This window comes from Streptomyces sp. NPDC020845 (genome assembly GCF_044334165.1).
Taxonomy (GTDB): domain Bacteria; phylum Actinomycetota; class Actinomycetes; order Streptomycetales; family Streptomycetaceae; genus Streptomyces.
Window position 1 is genome coordinate 61,443 of sequence record NZ_JBIRSJ010000013.1, and the last position, 14,839, is coordinate 76,281.

Sequence of the window (14,839 nt, forward strand, 5' to 3'; positions counted from 1 at the left end):
GCCGGCGTCAGGCGAGGCGGCTCCTCCAGTAGAGAAAGGTGCGCTCCGGGTCGGGCGCCAGGTCCCATGGATGAGGTGTCATGTGGCTGCCGAGGCGACGGAAGACAGGGGCGGCCTCGGACGGGCGGCGGGTTCGGGTCAGGGCGAAGGCGAGCAGGTTGAGGTCGGTGACCGCCTCGGCGTGCGGCGGAGCGGTGGTGTGGAACCATCGGTGCAGGGCCGCGTCGGTCTCCTCCACCGCCCCCGGCTCGTTCCAGTGGCCATCGGCGACGAGAGCGCCGATCGGGTCCTGCCGCTGACGGTGGGCGACGAGCTCCACGCGGGCCGCCACCGGCAGCAGGGCGAGCGGTGACCCGTACGGGGCACGGTCGGCCCCCTGTCCGGCGAAGTCCAGCATCTCGGACACCGCGCCGTGTCCGCGCGGGGACAGATACCGCAACAGACGGTGATAGGCGGCTCGGTGCCACGGGGCCCGGGTGACGGCCTCGGTCCACACCGGCACGGCGTCCCTGACCGGGACGGCGAAGGCGTACATCAGGTCCATCAGGGCCAGCCACGGTGCCGGGTCCTCGGGGCAGGCCTCGGCAGCGCGCAGACACGCCTGCTCGGCCTGCCTGGCGCCGGCCCGTCCTTCGGCCGCGGCCCGCGCCGACCGGACGAAGGCGCGCAGCACCAAGGCGTCTCCGTCGTCGGGGCGGTTGTCGGCCCACCGTTCGGAGACCGCGGTCGGCAGGCCGGCCGCCAGTACGGTGAAGCGGTGCGTCCTGCGGTCCCAGTCGTGCCCCGTGTCGCGCAGCAGCGCGGCGACCGGCTCCCAGGAAGGGCGGCTGCGGCCCGCGCCGAGCCCGTGCAGCTGTTGTGCGGGGCGGAGTTCGGTCAGGGTCGCGCGCAGGGCGTGGTCGTCGAGTTCGGGGCCGACTCGCAGGGGTGATCGACGTCTCAGCATGGTGGTCTCGCCGTCGTGGTCTCGCCGAAGGCGGGCGCCTGGGCGGGCGTTGGAGGGAGTCCGCCGGAGTACGGGGATCGCGGGGCGGGCGGGGCCAAAAGCCCCGCCCGCCCCGCGATCCGCGCGTCAGCAGCAGCGGCTCTGCGGGTGGGTCTCACGGTGCAGGGCGCGCAGCACCTCGTACTCCCGCCGCGACGGGAGGGGAGCCTGGGAGTGATGGCGGCGATGGCGTGCGCAGTAGCGGTCGTACTCCGCCTCTCCGGTCAGCTCGCGCAGATACCAGCGCACCGCCCGCACCCAGCGCGGGCCACTCATGAGCCGGCCCCCACCAGCGGTTCGGCACTCCGCTCGGGCTCGTCGATGCGGGACTCGACGTACGGCGCCTCCGTGGTCGGGAGCGGGACGGGGGATCGTACGGCCCGTACGCACACCACCGCCGCGTTGACGATCACTATGGTGACCAGCAGCAGGAACAGGGCCATGAGGACGCCGTCGACGGTGGAGTTGGTGACGACGGTGTGCATGTCGTCGATGGACTTGGCGGGCGGGAGGACCTGCCCGGCGTCGATGGCGTCGGCGTACCGCGTGCGCTGGGCGAAGAAGCCGACCTTGGGGTTGTCGGAGAAGATCTTCTGCCAGCCGGCGGTGTAGGTGACCGCGACCACCCAGGCCAGCGGGATGCCGGTGACCCAGGCCCAGCGCAGTCGCCCGGACTTGATCAGGATGGTCGTACAGACGGTGAGGGCGACGGCGGCCAGGAGCTGGTTGGCGATGCCGAAGAGGGGGAAGAGCTGGTTGATTCCGCCCAGGGGGTCGGTGGCCCCGGTGTAGAGGAAGTAGCCCCAGGCGCCCACGACGAGCGCGCTGCACAGCCAGATGCCCGGCTTCCAGTTGACCCGGCCGATCGGCTTCCAGACATTGCCCAGCATGTCCTGGAGCATGAACCGTCCGACCCGGGTGCCCGCGTCGACCGTGGTCAGGATGAACAGCGCCTCGAACATGATCGCGAAGTGGTACCAGAAGGCCTTCATGGCGCTGCCGCCGAAGACGCCGGAGAAGATCTCCGACATGCCGACGGCCAGGGTCGGCGCCCCGCCGGACCGGGCGATCAGCGTCTGCTCCTCAACTGCCTTTGCGGCGTGCGCCAGTTGGTCGGGAGTGATGGTGAAGCCGAGGCCCGCCACGGCGTGGGACGCCGACTCGGCGGTCGTACCGAGGAGCCCCGCGGGCGCGTTCATCGCGTAGTACAGACCCGGCTCCAGGGTCGCCGCGGCGATCAGCGCCATGATCGCGACGAACGACTCCATGAGCATGGCCCCGTACCCGATCATGCGGACCTGGGATTCCTTCTGGATCAGCTTCGGCGTCGTACCGGAGGCGACCAGCGCGTGGAAGCCGGACAGCGCGCCGCAGGCGATCGTGATGAAGAGGAAGGGGAAGAGGGAGCCGGCGAAGACCGGGCCCGCGCCCGACGAGGCGAACTTGCTGACCGAGTCCGCTTGCAGCTCGGGTGCGGCCACCACGACGCCGACCGCCAGGAGCGCGATGGTGCCGACCTTCATGAAGGTGGAGAGGTAGTCGCGCGGCGCGAGCAGCATCCACACCGGCAGCACGGAGGCGACGAAGCCGTATCCGATGAGGCAGAAGACCAGTGTGGTCGGGCTGAGGGTGAAGGTGTCGGCCAGCGAGGACTCCTGGATCCAGCGGCCGCCGACGATGGCGAGCAGCAGCAGGGCCACACCGATGAGGCTGCTCTCGACGACCCGGCCCGGGCGGATCACGTGCATCCAGAAACCCATGAACAGTGCGATGGGGATGGTCATCGCGACCGAGAAGGTGCCCCACGGGGAGTGGGCGAGGGCATTGACCACGACGAGGGCCAGCACACCGAGCAGGATGATCATGATGGCGAAGACCGCGATCAGGGCGGCGGCCCCACCCGCCCGGCCGATCTCGTCGCGGGCCATCTGGCCAAGTGATTTGCCGTCCCGCCGCATGGACAGGAACAGCACCACCATGTCCTGCACGGCTCCGGCGAAGATCACCCCGGCGACGATCCAGAGCGTACCCGGCAGGTAGCCCATCTGGGCCGCGAGCACCGGTCCCACCAGCGGTCCGGCGCCGGCGATCGCGGCGAAGTGGTGCCCCAGGAGCACCCGGCGGTCGGTGGGCTGGAAGTCGACGCCGTCCTCGAGGCGCTCGGCGGGAGTGGCCCGGCGGTCGTCCGGCTCCAGGAGGCGGCGGACGATGTAGCGGGAGTAGAAGCGGTAGGCGATGGCGTACGAGCCGACGGCGGCGACCACCAGCCAGACCGCGGAGATCTTCTCGCCCCGGGCCAGCGCGAGGACGCCCCAGGCGACCGCGCCAAGCAGGGCGACGGCGGTCCAGAGCAGGATCGCCCGAAAAGAGGTCCGAGGCCTCTGTGGCCCCGGGAGACCGGTTTCGGGCATGGCTGATGTAGGCATGGCGGCTCCTCACCGTGACGGTGGTGTTGTGGCGGGACCTGCGGGTGGATCAGCGGCGACGGCGTTCGCGGGTCAGCGTGTACGCGACGAGCAGGCAGAGGCCGCATCCCGGTGCCCAGGCGAGCTGGTACCAGTAGAAGAACGGCGTCCCCGCGAGCCGCGGGCTCGCACCGGCGTACCAGGGGACCCACAGCAGCCCTGCCGCGGGGGCCAGAAGCAGCACGGCGACGGCGATGTTCCGTAGCCGGTGGTGACCTGTCCGTGCCATGACCTGCGCTCCTCTCCCCCTCACTGTCGGTCTGTGCAAGAGTTGCCCACCCGCCCAAAGTGGTTGACAGCGAATTTCCAGAAGATTTCCTGGCGGCTCCCGGTCATCCGAATCGGCCGTTCGCGCAACCATCCCTTAGGACAGGCACACCAAGGACGGTGACCCGATGGCCGATGGCGCCATGACCGCGACGTTCCTCGCCGTGATCGGCGGAGCGTCGCTGCTGGCCGTCACCGCGCGCCGCCTGCGCCCGAGCGACCGGCTACCGTCCCTGGAGGGCTGGGCGCTGGCCGACCGCAGCCTGGGCCCCGTGTGGACCTGGCTGCTGCTGGGCGGCACGATCTTCACCGCCTACACCTTCACCGCCGTACCAGGACTGGCGTACGGCAACGGGGCGCCCGCCTTCTTCGCGGTGCCGTACACGGTGATCGTCTGCCCGCTCGCCTTCGTCCTGCTGACCCGGCTGTGGACGGTGGCCCGCCGGCACGGCTACGTCACCGCCGCCGACTTCGTGCGCGGGCGGTACGGTTCGCCGCCGCTGGCGCTGGTGGTCGCACTGACCGGGATACTGGCCACGATGCCGTATCTGGCGCTCCAACTGCTCGGCATACGCGCGGTCTTGACTGCCGGGGGCGTCTACCCGCGGGGGGCGGCCGGTGATCTGGTGATGGTGGCGCTGTTCGCGGGGCTGGCGGTGGCGACGTACCGGCACGGGCTGCGCGCGCCCGCCGTCATCTCGGCGCTCAAGGCGGTGGCCGTGTTCCTCTCCCTCACCGCGGTCTGCTGGCTGGTCCTCGAACGGCTCGGCGGGCCCGGCGCGGTCTTCGACCGGGCGGCACGCAGGCTCGGCGGTACGGACACGGCCCACTCGGCCCTCCTCCTCTCCCCCGCCCAGCAGGCCGCCTACGCCACGCTCGCGCTGGGCTCCGCGCTGGCCCTGCTCATGTACCCGCACGTGCTCACCGCCGGTTTCGCCGCCGACGGCCCGCGCACTCTGCGCAAGGTCTCCGTGGCCCTGCCCGCCTGGACGGCGCTGCTCGCGCTGTTCGGCTTCCTCGGCATCGCGGCTCTCGCGGCGGGGGTGCGGGCGCCGGAGGGCGGCGCCGAGTCCGCCGTGCCGATGCTGGTCGACCGGCTCATGCCGGCCCCGCTGGCCGGGCTGGTGTTCGCCGCGATCACGGTGGGGGCGCTGGTCCCGGCCGCCGTGATGTCGATCGCGGCGGCCACCGGCTTCGTACGGAACGTGTACGTCGAGTACGTCCAGCCGACCGCCACACCCAAGCGGCAGGTCCGGATCGCCAAAGCGGTGTCGCTGACGGCGAAGGTCGGCGCTGTCGCGTTCGTGTTCGGGCTGCGCGACCAGGACGCCGTGAACCTCCAGCTCCTCGGCGGCGTCTGGATTCTGCAGATCTTCCCCGCCGTCGCCGTCGGCCTCTTCACCGGTCGGCTGCATCCGCGGGCGCTGCTGGCCGGGTGGGCGGTGGGCATGGTGGCCGGGTCGTTCATGGTGGTGCGGGAGGGGTTCTCGTCCGTCGTCCCCCTCGGCATCGGCGGGCAGCCACTGGAGATCTACGCCGGGCTCGCGGCCCTGCTGCTCAATCTGACCGTCGCCGTGGCCGGCACCGCCGTCCTCGAACGTCTCGGCGTCCCGCGCGGCGTCGACGCGACCGACCTGCCGTCCCGCCTGACTCTCAGGCGCCACCTCGAGACGGAAGCGAACAACCCATGAGACGCAGAACCAGCACCCCCTTGCCGGTGCCGACCAGCACTCCGCTGCCGGTGCCGCGACCGCCGGCTCCGCCCGAGACCCTCGCCCCCGTGGTGGGCGACCCCGCCGACCCGGAACGCGAGGCCGGCGTCGCTCGCCTCTTCGAGCTGCACTACGCCTCGATGCTGCGCCTCGCCGTCCTGCTCGGTGCCGACGACCCGGAGAACGTGGTGGCCGAGGCGTACTACCAGATCTACCGGAAATGGCAGCGGCTGCGGGACGCCGAGGCGGCGGAGGCGTATCTGCGCTCCACGGTGTGCAATCTGACCCGGATGCGCATACGTCACCTGAAGGTCGCCCGCCGGCACGTGGAGAACCCGCCGGACGAGGTCGTCGCCTCCGCCGAGAGCACCGCTATCCTCCACGACGACCAGCGGGTGCTGATCGACGCGCTTCAGCAGTTGCCGACCCGGCAGCGCGAGGCACTCGTCCTGCGCCACTGGCTCGGGCTGAGGGAGAAAGAGATCGCCGTCGCGATGGGCATCTCCAGCGGCTCGGTCAAAACACACACCGCACGCGGCCTCGCCGCCCTGACCCAGACGATGGAGGGCCGGCGATGAACGGCACCAGTCCGGAGCGGACCGAGAAGGAACTGCAGAAGGCCCTGGCCGCCATGGCGGACGGAGTGGGGGTACCTGCCACGCCCGACGCCTATCGCACGGCCCGTGGCGAGTGGCTGCGCCGCGAGCGCCGGCGCAGGCTCATCCTCGCCGTGCTGATCGCCGTTGTCTTCACCCTGGCCACGCTGATCGGCCTGTGGGTCCTCAACCAGGCCCCCACGGGCCCTGGCGTGATCTTCTCCGGCGCCGCGGGGGCGGTCGCCGGCGGGTCGGGCTGATATGACGAAGGCTGCCTTCCCACCGCTTTCGCCGAGAGAACCTCAGTGACTGTCGGATCGTCCCCTTGGCGCGTTGCGGAAGTTCGCTGTCCGGAATCCCGTGCTCACTCCGCGTCGGCGACGATCGACCCCACCCGATCGGTCAGCCCCGGGTCGCGTCGGACCAGGACGGTCGCGTAGCCGACGGCGGCGAGCAGAGCCGCCAGCGCCGCGTACGGGAACCAGCTGTACGGCGGTGGCTGGCCGGGCTTGGCCAGGTAGTAGAGGGGGACGAGGATGGCCAGGGTGCCGAGCGCGGGCAGCACCAGGTGCCGACGGTCCGGAACTCCTGCGGACGGTAGCGGCGGTAGTACAGCGGCAGCGCGATGTTGGACGCGAGGTACACCAGCAGGATCAGGATGGCGCCCAGGCTCGAGGACTCGGCGAAGAAGACCACGGGGTTCATCCGACCGCCGTCCCCGAGCACATGCCCCAGACCCCAGCCCGCGATGATCAGCAGCGCGGTGACGGTGAAGGTGACGATCGCGTTGGTCGGCGTACGGCGCGCGGGGTGCACATGGCTCGGCCGCTGGGCCGGCTTCACCATCGGCTGGCTGTACTGGTTCTTCTGGGTCGTGACGATCGCGGTCGAGGCGACCGCCGGGGCCAAGATCCTGGCCGGCTGGATCCCCGCGGTCCCGCAATGGGGCTGGGCCCTGATCGTCCTTACCGCCACCAACCTGGCCTCGGTCAGCTCCTACGGCGAGTTCGAGTTCTGGTTCGCCGGCATCAAGGTCGTCGCCATCGTCGCGTTCATCGTGATCGGCGGCCTCGCCATCTTCGGGCTGCTGCCCGGATCCGACCACCCCGCGTCCGGCTTCTCCAACCTCACCGCGCACGGCGGCTTCCTGCCGAACGGGCCCGGCGCGGTCGCGGTGTAGTACGACGAGCAGATGGAACTCAGGAAGTAGGCGCCGGTGGCACCGCACTGGTCTTCTCCGCTGCCGGGGCTGACCGCCAGGCCATGCCCCATGCCGGAAATGGTGTAGGTCTCCACGGCCGGCTTTCCGTCGGCGTCGTTGTAGACCTCGTGGGTGGTCCCGCCGGGCAGGTTCGTGGTGCCGGAAGGGGTCTGGCTGATGCCCCACACGTTGGTCCACTGGTCACGCAACTGGTTCGCGTTGGCGGGTATCACCGTCGGGTCGCTCGTGCCCTGCCAGATCGCGACCCGAGGCCAGGGCCCGTTCCACCCGGGGGCGGAGCCGCGCACAAGGTCGCCCCACTGCTGCGGCGTCTTGCTGGTAGGGGTGTACTGGCAGGAAGAGGCGCTGCTGGTGTCCGTAGCGCACTGCGCGGCCAGCCCCGAATCGATCGCACCGGCCGCGAAGACATCCGGGTAGTCGGCCAGCAGGTCCGCGGTCATCCCGCCTCCCGCCGAGAGTCCCGTGACGTACACGCGCTTGGGGTCGATGCCGTAGTGGGCCTTGGCGTAGTCGACCATCTGCTTGACGGACAGCGCCTCTTCCTGGTCCCGGCGAGAGTCCTGCGGCTGGAACCAGTTGAAGCAGGACGCAAGGTTGTTGGAGCTGTTGGTCTGGGGGAAGACCAGCGCGAATCCGTACAGGTCCGCGTACTTGGACCACCCGGAGTGGCTGTAGTAGTCGTTCGCGCTCTGCGTGCACCCGTGCAGGGCGACCACCAGCGGCGCCCCTGACGGCAGGGTGTCGGGGAGGTAGCTGTACATCGCCAGGTCGCCGGGGTTGGAGCCGAAGCCGGTGACCTGGTTCAGCGACGCCGCTTCGGCGGGCTGGGCAGCGATCTGTCCGCCCAGCGCGAGCAGGGTGGTTGCGAGAAGAGTGGCCAGACACCGGCGGAGGACTTGGACGGGGCTGGATCGGGTTGTGGGGGGGGGCATGACGGCTCCAGACTCGACGTCGACAGAGGTTCGGCGCTTTCCGGTGGCAAGCGATACCGCACAGCAGTCCCGGCGTGGGGCCAGGAGATGCGATCGGGTGCCCGCCCGTCGAGGCTGGACCGCCTGCCTGACGAGATGGTGAATTCGGAAGCCGGTTCGCGTCATGGAGGGGGCCAACACTCTTGTGTCGTCTCGTATGGCGGCCCCTCATGTTGGTTCGCTCATACGGTTGGCATGCGCGTCCAGCCCCTGAGTTTGCGGTGAGTCCGAGACGGCGACACGCCGACGGCACGGCGTGTCCTTGTCCTCAATTCACCGCACAGTCACTGCCGCTCAGTGCGGGATGGTGTCGATCACCTCGCGCGCCCCCTGGCGCAGCAGGGCCACCGCCACCGAGGTGCCGAGCGTGGCCGGGTCCAGCGGGCCCGCCCACTCGTGCGCGTCCAGCACCGTCTTGCCGTCCGGGCTGAACACACGGGCGCGCAGGGAGAGGCGGCCGTCGCGCTCGGCCCGGGCGTAGCCCGCGATGGGGGAGTTGCAGTGGCCCTGGAGCACATGCAGGAGCATGCGCTCCGCCGTGATCTCCTTCCAGGCGTCGGCGTCGCCGAGCCCGGAGACCGCGTCGATGGTCGCGGTGTCGTCCTCGCGGCACTGCAGCGCCAGCACCCCGGCCCCGATCGGCGGACACATCGTCTCGACGGGCAGGATCTCGCTGATCCGGTCCGTACGGCCGATGCGCTCGAGCCCGGACACCGCCAGCAGCAGCGCGTCGCACTCGCCCGCGTCCAGCTTCTCCAGGCGGCGGTTGGCGTTGCCGCGCATCGGCACGCACTCCACATGCGGGTGGGAGACGGCCAGTTGGGCCACGCGCCGCACCGACGAGGTGCCGATGCGCGCGCCCTCCGGCAGCTGATCGAGCGTCAACCCGCCGGGGTGGACCAGCGCGTCGCGGATGTCGTCGCGCTTGAGGTAGGCCGCGAAGACCGTGCCCGCGGGCAGCGGCCGGTCGGCGGGGATGTCCTTGACGCAGTGCACGGCCAGATCGGCCTCGCCCGCCAGCAGCGCCGCGTCGACCTCCTTGGTGAACGCGCCCTTCCCGCCGAGCGCCGACAGATCGCCCATCCACCGGTCGCCGGACGTGGTGACCGGCACCACCTCGGTACGGACGCCCGGACGCAGCGCGGCCAGTTCGGCGCGGACCCGCTCGACCTGTGCGAGGGCCATGGGGGAGGAGCGGGAGACAATGCGGATGAGGTCGGTGGACGACATGGCGTACACCATAGGCCCTCCGCAGCGCGCCCCCGGCACCGGCCGGTGGCGCCCCCGTACGCTTCCTCCGTCCGCGCTGGTGAGAGCACTGGCCCGGAAAACGACGGGATGGGGAAAGGGACGGAGCTGCGGTGGCGGTGCGGGTACTGCTGGGCATCCTCGGCGCCGTCGTCGTGCTCGGGATCTTCTCCTCGGTGCTGCGCACGCTGGTCATCCCCCGCCCCACCCGCTCCAGCTTCAGCCTGATCGTCCAGCGCGTGGTGCGCCGGGCGTTCCAGCTGGTGGCCGACCGGCTGCCGACCGCCGAGGCCCAGGACCGGGTGCTCGCGCCCGTGGCCCCGGTGGCCATCGTCGTCACCCTGATCGGCTGGCTGATCTCCTTCATGCTCGGCTACGCCCTGCTGGAGGCGGCGGTCAGCGGCTTCGGCCCCAAGACCGCGCTCACCGAGGCCGGCTCCTCCCTCTTCACGCTCGGCTTCGCCAGCAGCAAGCGCGCCACCCTGACCGCCATCGACTTCTGCGCCGCGGCCACCGGCCCGATCGTGGTCGGCCTCCAGGTCGGCTTCCTGCCCACGCTGTACGGCGCCTACCAGCGCCGGGAGACCGAGGTCACCCTGCTGGAGGCGCGCGCCGGAAGCCCGCCCTGGGGGCCGGAGATCCTGGCCCGCTACGCCCAGGTCGAGCTGTTGGACAGCCTCACCGAACTCTTCCGCAACTGGGAGCGGTGGAGCGCCGAGGTGAGCGAGAGCCACACCACCTACCCGGTCCTCATCGAGTTCCGGTCCCCCAAACCCGGCCGCAACTGGCTGATCGCCCTGCTGGCCATCATGGACGCCGCGGCCCTGCGGCTGGCCTTCAACCCGTCCCAGCCGCCCGCCGAGGTCCGGATGGCGCTACGGGCGGGCTTCGTCTGCCTGCGCGACCTCGCCGACATACGCGGTATCGCGTACGACCACGACCCCCGCCCGGACGACCCGCTCCTGCTCGGTTACGAGGACTTCCTGCGGGGCGTGGCCCGGATGGCCGAACAGGGCTATCCGATGGAGCGCACCCCCGAGGACGCCTGGCCCCACTTCCGCGGCTGGCGCGTCAACTACGAGCCGCTGGCCTACCGCCTGGCGAAGGACATCGACGCCGTCCCGGCCCCCTGGTCCGGTGCGCGCCGCACGGCGGTGGCCATCCGTACCCCGCTCACGCCGGTGGACCGGCGTCCGGTGGGGTGAAGCCCTCGGCGAGGAGGGCGGCCAGGTCGCGGTACGCGGCGAGGACCTTCGCGGGCAGGGCGCTGAGATCCATCTGCTGGTCGCTTGCCAGGCGGGGGTCGTACGGGATCGCCATCTTGGCGCGGCACTCGCCGTGGGGGAAGAGCTCGGTGTATTCAAGCGGGTTGAAGTTGTCCGTCCCCGTGATCACGACGATGCTGCGGCGCAGCAGTTCCGCGTGGCCCTGTGCGGTGATCCAGGCAGCGTCTGCGGTGGTCGGCCTTGCGCCGTTCTCCGCCGACCAGACGATGACCAATTGATCGGCGAGGTCGAAGACTCCGGGCAATGTGAACTCCCCGGTGCCGGGGCTCGCTCGCACGTGGGTGAGCGCGAGCCGGTACCGCTCGCTCAGCGCGTCCATGATGTGCCGGTAGCCCATGTCGTCGATGGGGTTGGCGACCGGAGTGCGGTTCGCGGAGAGAATTTCGAGGCCGTCGGGGGTCCGAGAGGTGAACCACCGCAGCTCGTCGCGGGGACGGAGACCTGACAGCAGCGGGTCCGGATCCCGCAGCCGCGCGCTCTCCCGCTGTGAGCGCTGGATCAGCTTGCCCGGGTCCGGACTGGCGTCGACCGCGATCACGGAGTCCAGCTGCGCTTCGGCGAACACCGAGCCCAGTGCGACGGTGGTCTTGGCCGCTTCGGTGCCCCCGCGCAGGCCGAGCACCGCGATGCGGTGGTGGGATCGGAGAGGTCCGCCGCGGCCAAGAGCCGACCCAGGCATGCGAGGGAGTCGGCGCTCGCTCTCCGGCCCATCAGCACCCGCCCCGAAGCCCGGCGCGGTCCGCGCGATCACCAGGCCGAAGACATCCGCGACCTCGCGCGGCGTCGGAGGGTCCCGGTGCGGGTTGAACAAGCACGAGACGACCATCTCACGCAGCGGCTCCCAGACTGCCCCCGCCCACCGGGACCCGGCCCAATCGACATCGACGGGCTGTCTCGTGGAGGTCCCGGCCTGAGTACGCGCGTCCACTGCGGTGTTGACCCCGTGCCGCTCGCGGGTGGTCGGCCGACCGCCTCCCAGGGCCATCAGGATCTCGCCGAGAGCGAAGACATCCTCGGCCCAGCGACGCGTGACCCAACGCCGCAAATGTCGGTCGGTGATCGCCGTCTGCCAGCCGACCAGCTTCACCGTGTCGTCGGCGACGAGCACCGTATCCGTCGTCAGACGGCCGTGCACCATCCCCTCGGCTGAGCACAGGCTCACAGCCTCGGCCACGTGCATGCCGATCGTGGCTGCCGTCCGCGCGTCCCAATTGTCGGCCGTGCCGTCCGAGAGCAGGGCGGTCAGGGTGCGGGCCAGGCCGCCGTCGGAGGTGAGGACATGTTCCTCCGCGATCCACGGTGGTTCGGCTTCGAGGTCCTGCCCCAGCAGCTTCGGCGCATAGCGCCCGTCCATTCGGCGCAGCGCCTCCGCTACCGAGCTCAGCTCGGCGAGTACGCCTGGTCGGCCGGACTCCTGGTCCACCGTGCGCAGCACGGCGTATTCCCCGTCCGGACCGCGCCCCAGATACGCGTTCGTGCCGCCGCGGGTGCGGACGTGGCATTGCAGGGTGTACGGGCCGAGCGACTGGGGGTCGGTGTCCGACAGCGGGACCCAGCCGTGGCCCCGCCGCTCCCGGAGAGACCATGGCATGGGGGTGGACGCCTGATCATCGGCAGGATCGAACCGTTCGAAGACCTCCCAGACCTCCTGCGCCGTCGGCCGGTTGCGCATCTCGAGACACGCCATCACCACATCCCGGATCGGTCTCCAGCGGGTGGCGCCCCAGCGGGACATGTGGTACACGTTGCCCGCACGACGCGACCATCCTCCGCCGCCCAGGCACAGCAGGATGTCTCCCAGCGCCCGGACGTTGTCCTCGGGGGTCGGCGGGTGCCCGTCCGCGCGTGCAGGGGACGGCACGCCGTCGATGCAGGCAGACGACCAGCCGGTCAAGATGAGGTCCCCATCGGCCACATTCACCGTGCTGGCGGTGAGGTCGCCGTGCACCATGCCCTCCGCGGCGCATACGCGCACGGCGTCCACGAGTTGCCGGGCGAGTGCGAAGGCGGCCTCCGGTGTCCAGCGGTCGGTGCCCGCGCGGAGGTTGTCGTCCAGCCGGTCCAGGATGAAAGGCTCTTCGGCGATCCACGGCATCTCGCCGTGCAGGTGCTCCCGCAGCAGGGTGCGCGCATACCGTCCGTCCATCCGGCGCAGCGCCTCTGCCTGCACGCCGAGCAGGGCGGCGGCCTCTGCGCCTCGCCGATCGCGGGCCGTTTGGACGATGGCTTGGTCGCCGTATACGTCTTCGCCGAGGTAGGCGGTGACGCGCAATCCCGTGTGGTCGGCCAGCCGCAGCGTGTACGGACCGATGGTGCGCGGGTCCTGGGGCGTCGGCGGGAGCCAGCGGCGCCAACGGGTGGGGCTGATCGGCAAGGTCGCGCCCAGCCGGGCCGCCAGCCGTTGCTCCACCGTGCCGAAGGGCCGGGCCTGTGCCGGGAGGCGGTCGGCACCGGACGGGTGGGCGAGCCAGGCCGGGAAGTCGGGGGAGTTGCCCGCGAGTTCCTTCAGGCGGCGGCCGATCAGCTCGCGGGTCTCGTTGAGTTCGGGCAGCGGCACGGCGCCGAGCAGTGCGCGCCGGACGGTGTCGGTGAAGGTGAAGGGGCGTTGCTGGGGCGGGAAGGGCCCCGGGCCGGCCGAGAGCGGCGGCTCGGCCGGGCGCATCAGCCCGCCGAGGAAGACCTCGGCCAGGTGCCCCGTATCCGCCTGCCACTCCACCGCCGTCTGCACCAGCCGCATCACGGGCACCGGCAGCGGGGCGACGGCGGCCAGGTGGGCCGCCAGGCGGTACGCCTCGGGGGAGGCGGCCTCCCGGAAGCGCATGAGACGGCTCAGGTCGTCCCCGGGCCTGGCGGGGGCGGACGGCGTGGCGGCCGGGCGGCGCGGGCGCGGCGGGGCCAGGAGCGGGAGTACGGCCGTGCCGCTCGCGGAGGCGGTCAGCCGGGCCCAGTCGGCCAGGGGCCCGGCGTCCGGTTCCAGTACGGGTACGGGGACGCCGTCGAAGCGCGCGAGCTGCGGAGGCAGTACGGGGTCGGTGACCGTCCAGTCCGCGCCCGGTGAACCGGGCCTGCGGGTACGCACCTGCCAGCGCTGCGCACGGATCCCGGACCCCTCCCACAGGCGTGGCGGCAGGGCGTGCATCACGGCCGTCGGGCCGAGGCCCGCCCAGCGCTCCAGTACGGCGGACATCCGGCCGTCGCGCCACGCCGCGCCCACCCCGTCGCTCAGCACCAGCACCAGCGTGTGGCCCGACGGGTCGGACACCGCCGTGACGGGCAGGGTGGGCGCCTCGGGGACGTACGGCTTGGCGCGCAGCACGGGCGCGTCGGCGCCCCGGGTGTGCAGGCCCAGGACCCTTACGACGCGGAAGGCGCCCGCACGCTGCAGCAGGGCGCGCAGCTCGACCGCGAGCCGCCGCCACAGCAGCATGGACATCCCGTCGTCGACGAGGAGCGCCAGGTCAAGCCAGCGCTCGCGGGCCGGTCGGGTGATCACGTCGGGCAGGCCGGTCTCAGCGAGCGCCGTCGCGGTGGCGACCTCGTCGACCTCCCGCTTGAGCGGGTTGGGCCGGTACTGCTTGAGCGGGCGCAGCGCCCGCCCGATGGGCAGCTCGGCGCGGAGCGCCTTGGCCTCCGGCACCCGCAGCGGTAGCGCGCGGCGGGTGGTGGGCGGCGGGGGAGCGTTGGGGGCGGGCGGCGGCTCGATCGCGCCGTACAGACCCCTCGTACTGCCGCCGGGCCTGCTCTGTCGTGACGGTGTCTGCTGTGACGGCGTCTGCTGTGGCGTCGGCGAGGCGGCGGGTACGGAGGGACGGGGCCGGGCGGCGGGGGCAGGGGAGGCGGCTCGGGCGGCGTCGGAGGTGGTGTCGGGGGAGGGAGCGGCCGGGGTCGTACGGGCGCGCTCCAGCGGCGCCCCCGCCCCTGCCGCCCCGGCCCCCGCCGCCCCCGCGGGCAGCCGCGTGGCCAGCCAGAGCGCGTCGAGCAGCTGCTCCTGGGACAGCTGCGCACCGCTGTCCGCGAGGATCGCGAGCGCGTCATCCAGCCGCCCAAGCGCCTCCGGCCGCCGCCCGGTCCGCCCTCCCCTCGCCAC

At 71.8% G+C, this 14,839-nt stretch carries 10 protein-coding genes and 3 pseudogenes; 5 read left to right on the forward strand and 8 right to left on the reverse strand.

Going from position 1 to position 14,839, the window contains the following annotated elements:
* Nucleotides 1–7: 7 nt before the first annotated feature.
* The 4 genes from ACH4U7_RS32735 to ACH4U7_RS32750 all read right to left on the reverse strand — a co-directional run bounded on the left by ACH4U7_RS32735 (nucleotide 8) and on the right by ACH4U7_RS32750 (nucleotide 3,679).
* On the reverse strand, nucleotides 8–946 hold the full coding sequence (locus ACH4U7_RS32735) for a hypothetical protein (RefSeq protein WP_398531397.1): 939 nt from the start codon (nucleotides 944–946) through the stop codon (nucleotides 8–10).
* A gap of 126 nt (nucleotides 947–1,072) precedes the next feature.
* Nucleotides 1,073–1,261 (reverse strand): YbdD/YjiX family protein, encoded by a 189-nt coding sequence (locus ACH4U7_RS32740; RefSeq protein ID WP_398531398.1) that lies wholly within the window; start codon nucleotides 1,259–1,261, stop codon nucleotides 1,073–1,075.
* Entirely contained in the window at nucleotides 1,258–3,411 is a 2,154-nt protein-coding gene (locus tag ACH4U7_RS32745; RefSeq protein ID WP_398531399.1) for a carbon starvation CstA family protein, read from the reverse strand. Before ACH4U7_RS32745 ends, ACH4U7_RS32740 begins: the two co-directional genes overlap by 4 nt.
* A gap of 49 nt (nucleotides 3,412–3,460) precedes the next feature.
* Nucleotides 3,461–3,679 carry a DUF3311 domain-containing protein gene (locus tag ACH4U7_RS32750; RefSeq protein ID WP_398531400.1) on the reverse strand — a complete coding sequence of 73 codons (219 nt, stop codon included), beginning with the start codon at nucleotides 3,677–3,679 and terminating at the stop codon, nucleotides 3,461–3,463.
* A gap of 166 nt (nucleotides 3,680–3,845) precedes the next feature.
* On the opposite strand from ACH4U7_RS32750, the gene ACH4U7_RS32755 reads away from it, so the two are divergent.
* From ACH4U7_RS32755 to ACH4U7_RS32765, 3 genes are read left to right on the forward strand one after another with little or no spacing between them, the layout of a single operon-like run.
* A complete protein-coding gene (locus tag ACH4U7_RS32755) occupies nucleotides 3,846–5,408 on the forward strand; it encodes a sodium:solute symporter (protein ID WP_398531401.1) in 1,563 nt (520 codons plus the stop codon).
* Complete coding sequence (locus ACH4U7_RS32760; RefSeq protein WP_398531402.1) at nucleotides 5,405–6,007, forward strand: SigE family RNA polymerase sigma factor; 603 nt, start codon at nucleotides 5,405–5,407, stop codon at nucleotides 6,005–6,007. The genes ACH4U7_RS32755 and ACH4U7_RS32760 overlap by 4 nt, the downstream gene beginning before the upstream one ends.
* A complete protein-coding gene (locus ACH4U7_RS32765; RefSeq protein ID WP_398531403.1) occupies nucleotides 6,004–6,285 on the forward strand; it encodes a hypothetical protein in 282 nt (93 codons plus the stop codon). Before ACH4U7_RS32760 ends, ACH4U7_RS32765 begins: the two co-directional genes overlap by 4 nt.
* 104 nt (nucleotides 6,286–6,389) lie before the next feature.
* On the opposite strand, the pseudogene ACH4U7_RS32770 reads toward ACH4U7_RS32765, so the two are convergent.
* Nucleotides 6,390–6,844, reverse strand: a pseudogene (locus ACH4U7_RS32770) (APC family permease); the annotation flags it as partial.
* Between the two features lies 1 nt (nucleotide 6,845).
* Here ACH4U7_RS32770 and ACH4U7_RS32775 point away from each other — a divergent pair.
* Nucleotides 6,846–7,196, forward strand: a pseudogene (locus ACH4U7_RS32775) (amino acid transporter); the annotation flags it as partial.
* Here ACH4U7_RS32775 and ACH4U7_RS32780 read toward each other — a convergent pair.
* Both ACH4U7_RS32780 and hemC read right to left on the reverse strand, forming a co-directional pair.
* Nucleotides 7,184–8,179 (reverse strand): annotated as a pseudogene (locus ACH4U7_RS32780) (alpha/beta hydrolase family esterase); the annotation flags it as partial. The pseudogenes ACH4U7_RS32775 and ACH4U7_RS32780 sit on opposite strands and share 13 nt — an antisense overlap.
* A 333-nt stretch (nucleotides 8,180–8,512) precedes the next feature.
* Nucleotides 8,513–9,448, reverse strand: a complete 936-nt coding sequence (hemC, locus tag ACH4U7_RS32785) for a hydroxymethylbilane synthase (RefSeq protein WP_398531404.1) — start codon at nucleotides 9,446–9,448, stop codon at nucleotides 8,513–8,515.
* A gap of 131 nt (nucleotides 9,449–9,579) precedes the next feature.
* Between hemC and ACH4U7_RS32790 the strand changes: the two genes are divergently transcribed.
* Nucleotides 9,580–10,671, forward strand: a complete 1,092-nt coding sequence (locus tag ACH4U7_RS32790) for a hypothetical protein (protein ID WP_398531405.1) — start codon at nucleotides 9,580–9,582, stop codon at nucleotides 10,669–10,671.
* Here the strand turns inward: ACH4U7_RS32790 and ACH4U7_RS32795 are convergent.
* Nucleotides 10,640–14,839 (reverse strand): SAV_2336 N-terminal domain-related protein, encoded by a 4,200-nt coding sequence (locus ACH4U7_RS32795; RefSeq protein ID WP_398531406.1) that lies wholly within the window; start codon nucleotides 14,837–14,839, stop codon nucleotides 10,640–10,642. The two genes, ACH4U7_RS32790 and ACH4U7_RS32795, sit on opposite strands and share 32 nt — an antisense overlap.

Coding starts and splice junctions, on each gene's coding strand:
- ACH4U7_RS32735 (WP_398531397.1), bottom strand. CDS start 946: ATGCTGAGACGTCGATCACCCCTGCGAGTCGGCCCCGAACTCGACGAC.
- ACH4U7_RS32740 (WP_398531398.1), bottom strand. CDS start 1,261: ATGAGTGGCCCGCGCTGGGTGCGGGCGGTGCGCTGGTATCTGCGCGAG.
- ACH4U7_RS32745 (WP_398531399.1), bottom strand. CDS start 3,411: ATGCCTACATCAGCCATGCCCGAAACCGGTCTCCCGGGGCCACAGAGG.
- ACH4U7_RS32750 (WP_398531400.1), bottom strand. CDS start 3,679: ATGGCACGGACAGGTCACCACCGGCTACGGAACATCGCCGTCGCCGTG.
- ACH4U7_RS32755 (WP_398531401.1), top strand. CDS start 3,846: ATGGCCGATGGCGCCATGACCGCGACGTTCCTCGCCGTGATCGGCGGA.
- ACH4U7_RS32760 (WP_398531402.1), top strand. CDS start 5,405: ATGAGACGCAGAACCAGCACCCCCTTGCCGGTGCCGACCAGCACTCCG.
- ACH4U7_RS32765 (WP_398531403.1), top strand. CDS start 6,004: ATGAACGGCACCAGTCCGGAGCGGACCGAGAAGGAACTGCAGAAGGCC.
- hemC (WP_398531404.1), bottom strand. CDS start 9,448: ATGTCGTCCACCGACCTCATCCGCATTGTCTCCCGCTCCTCCCCCATG.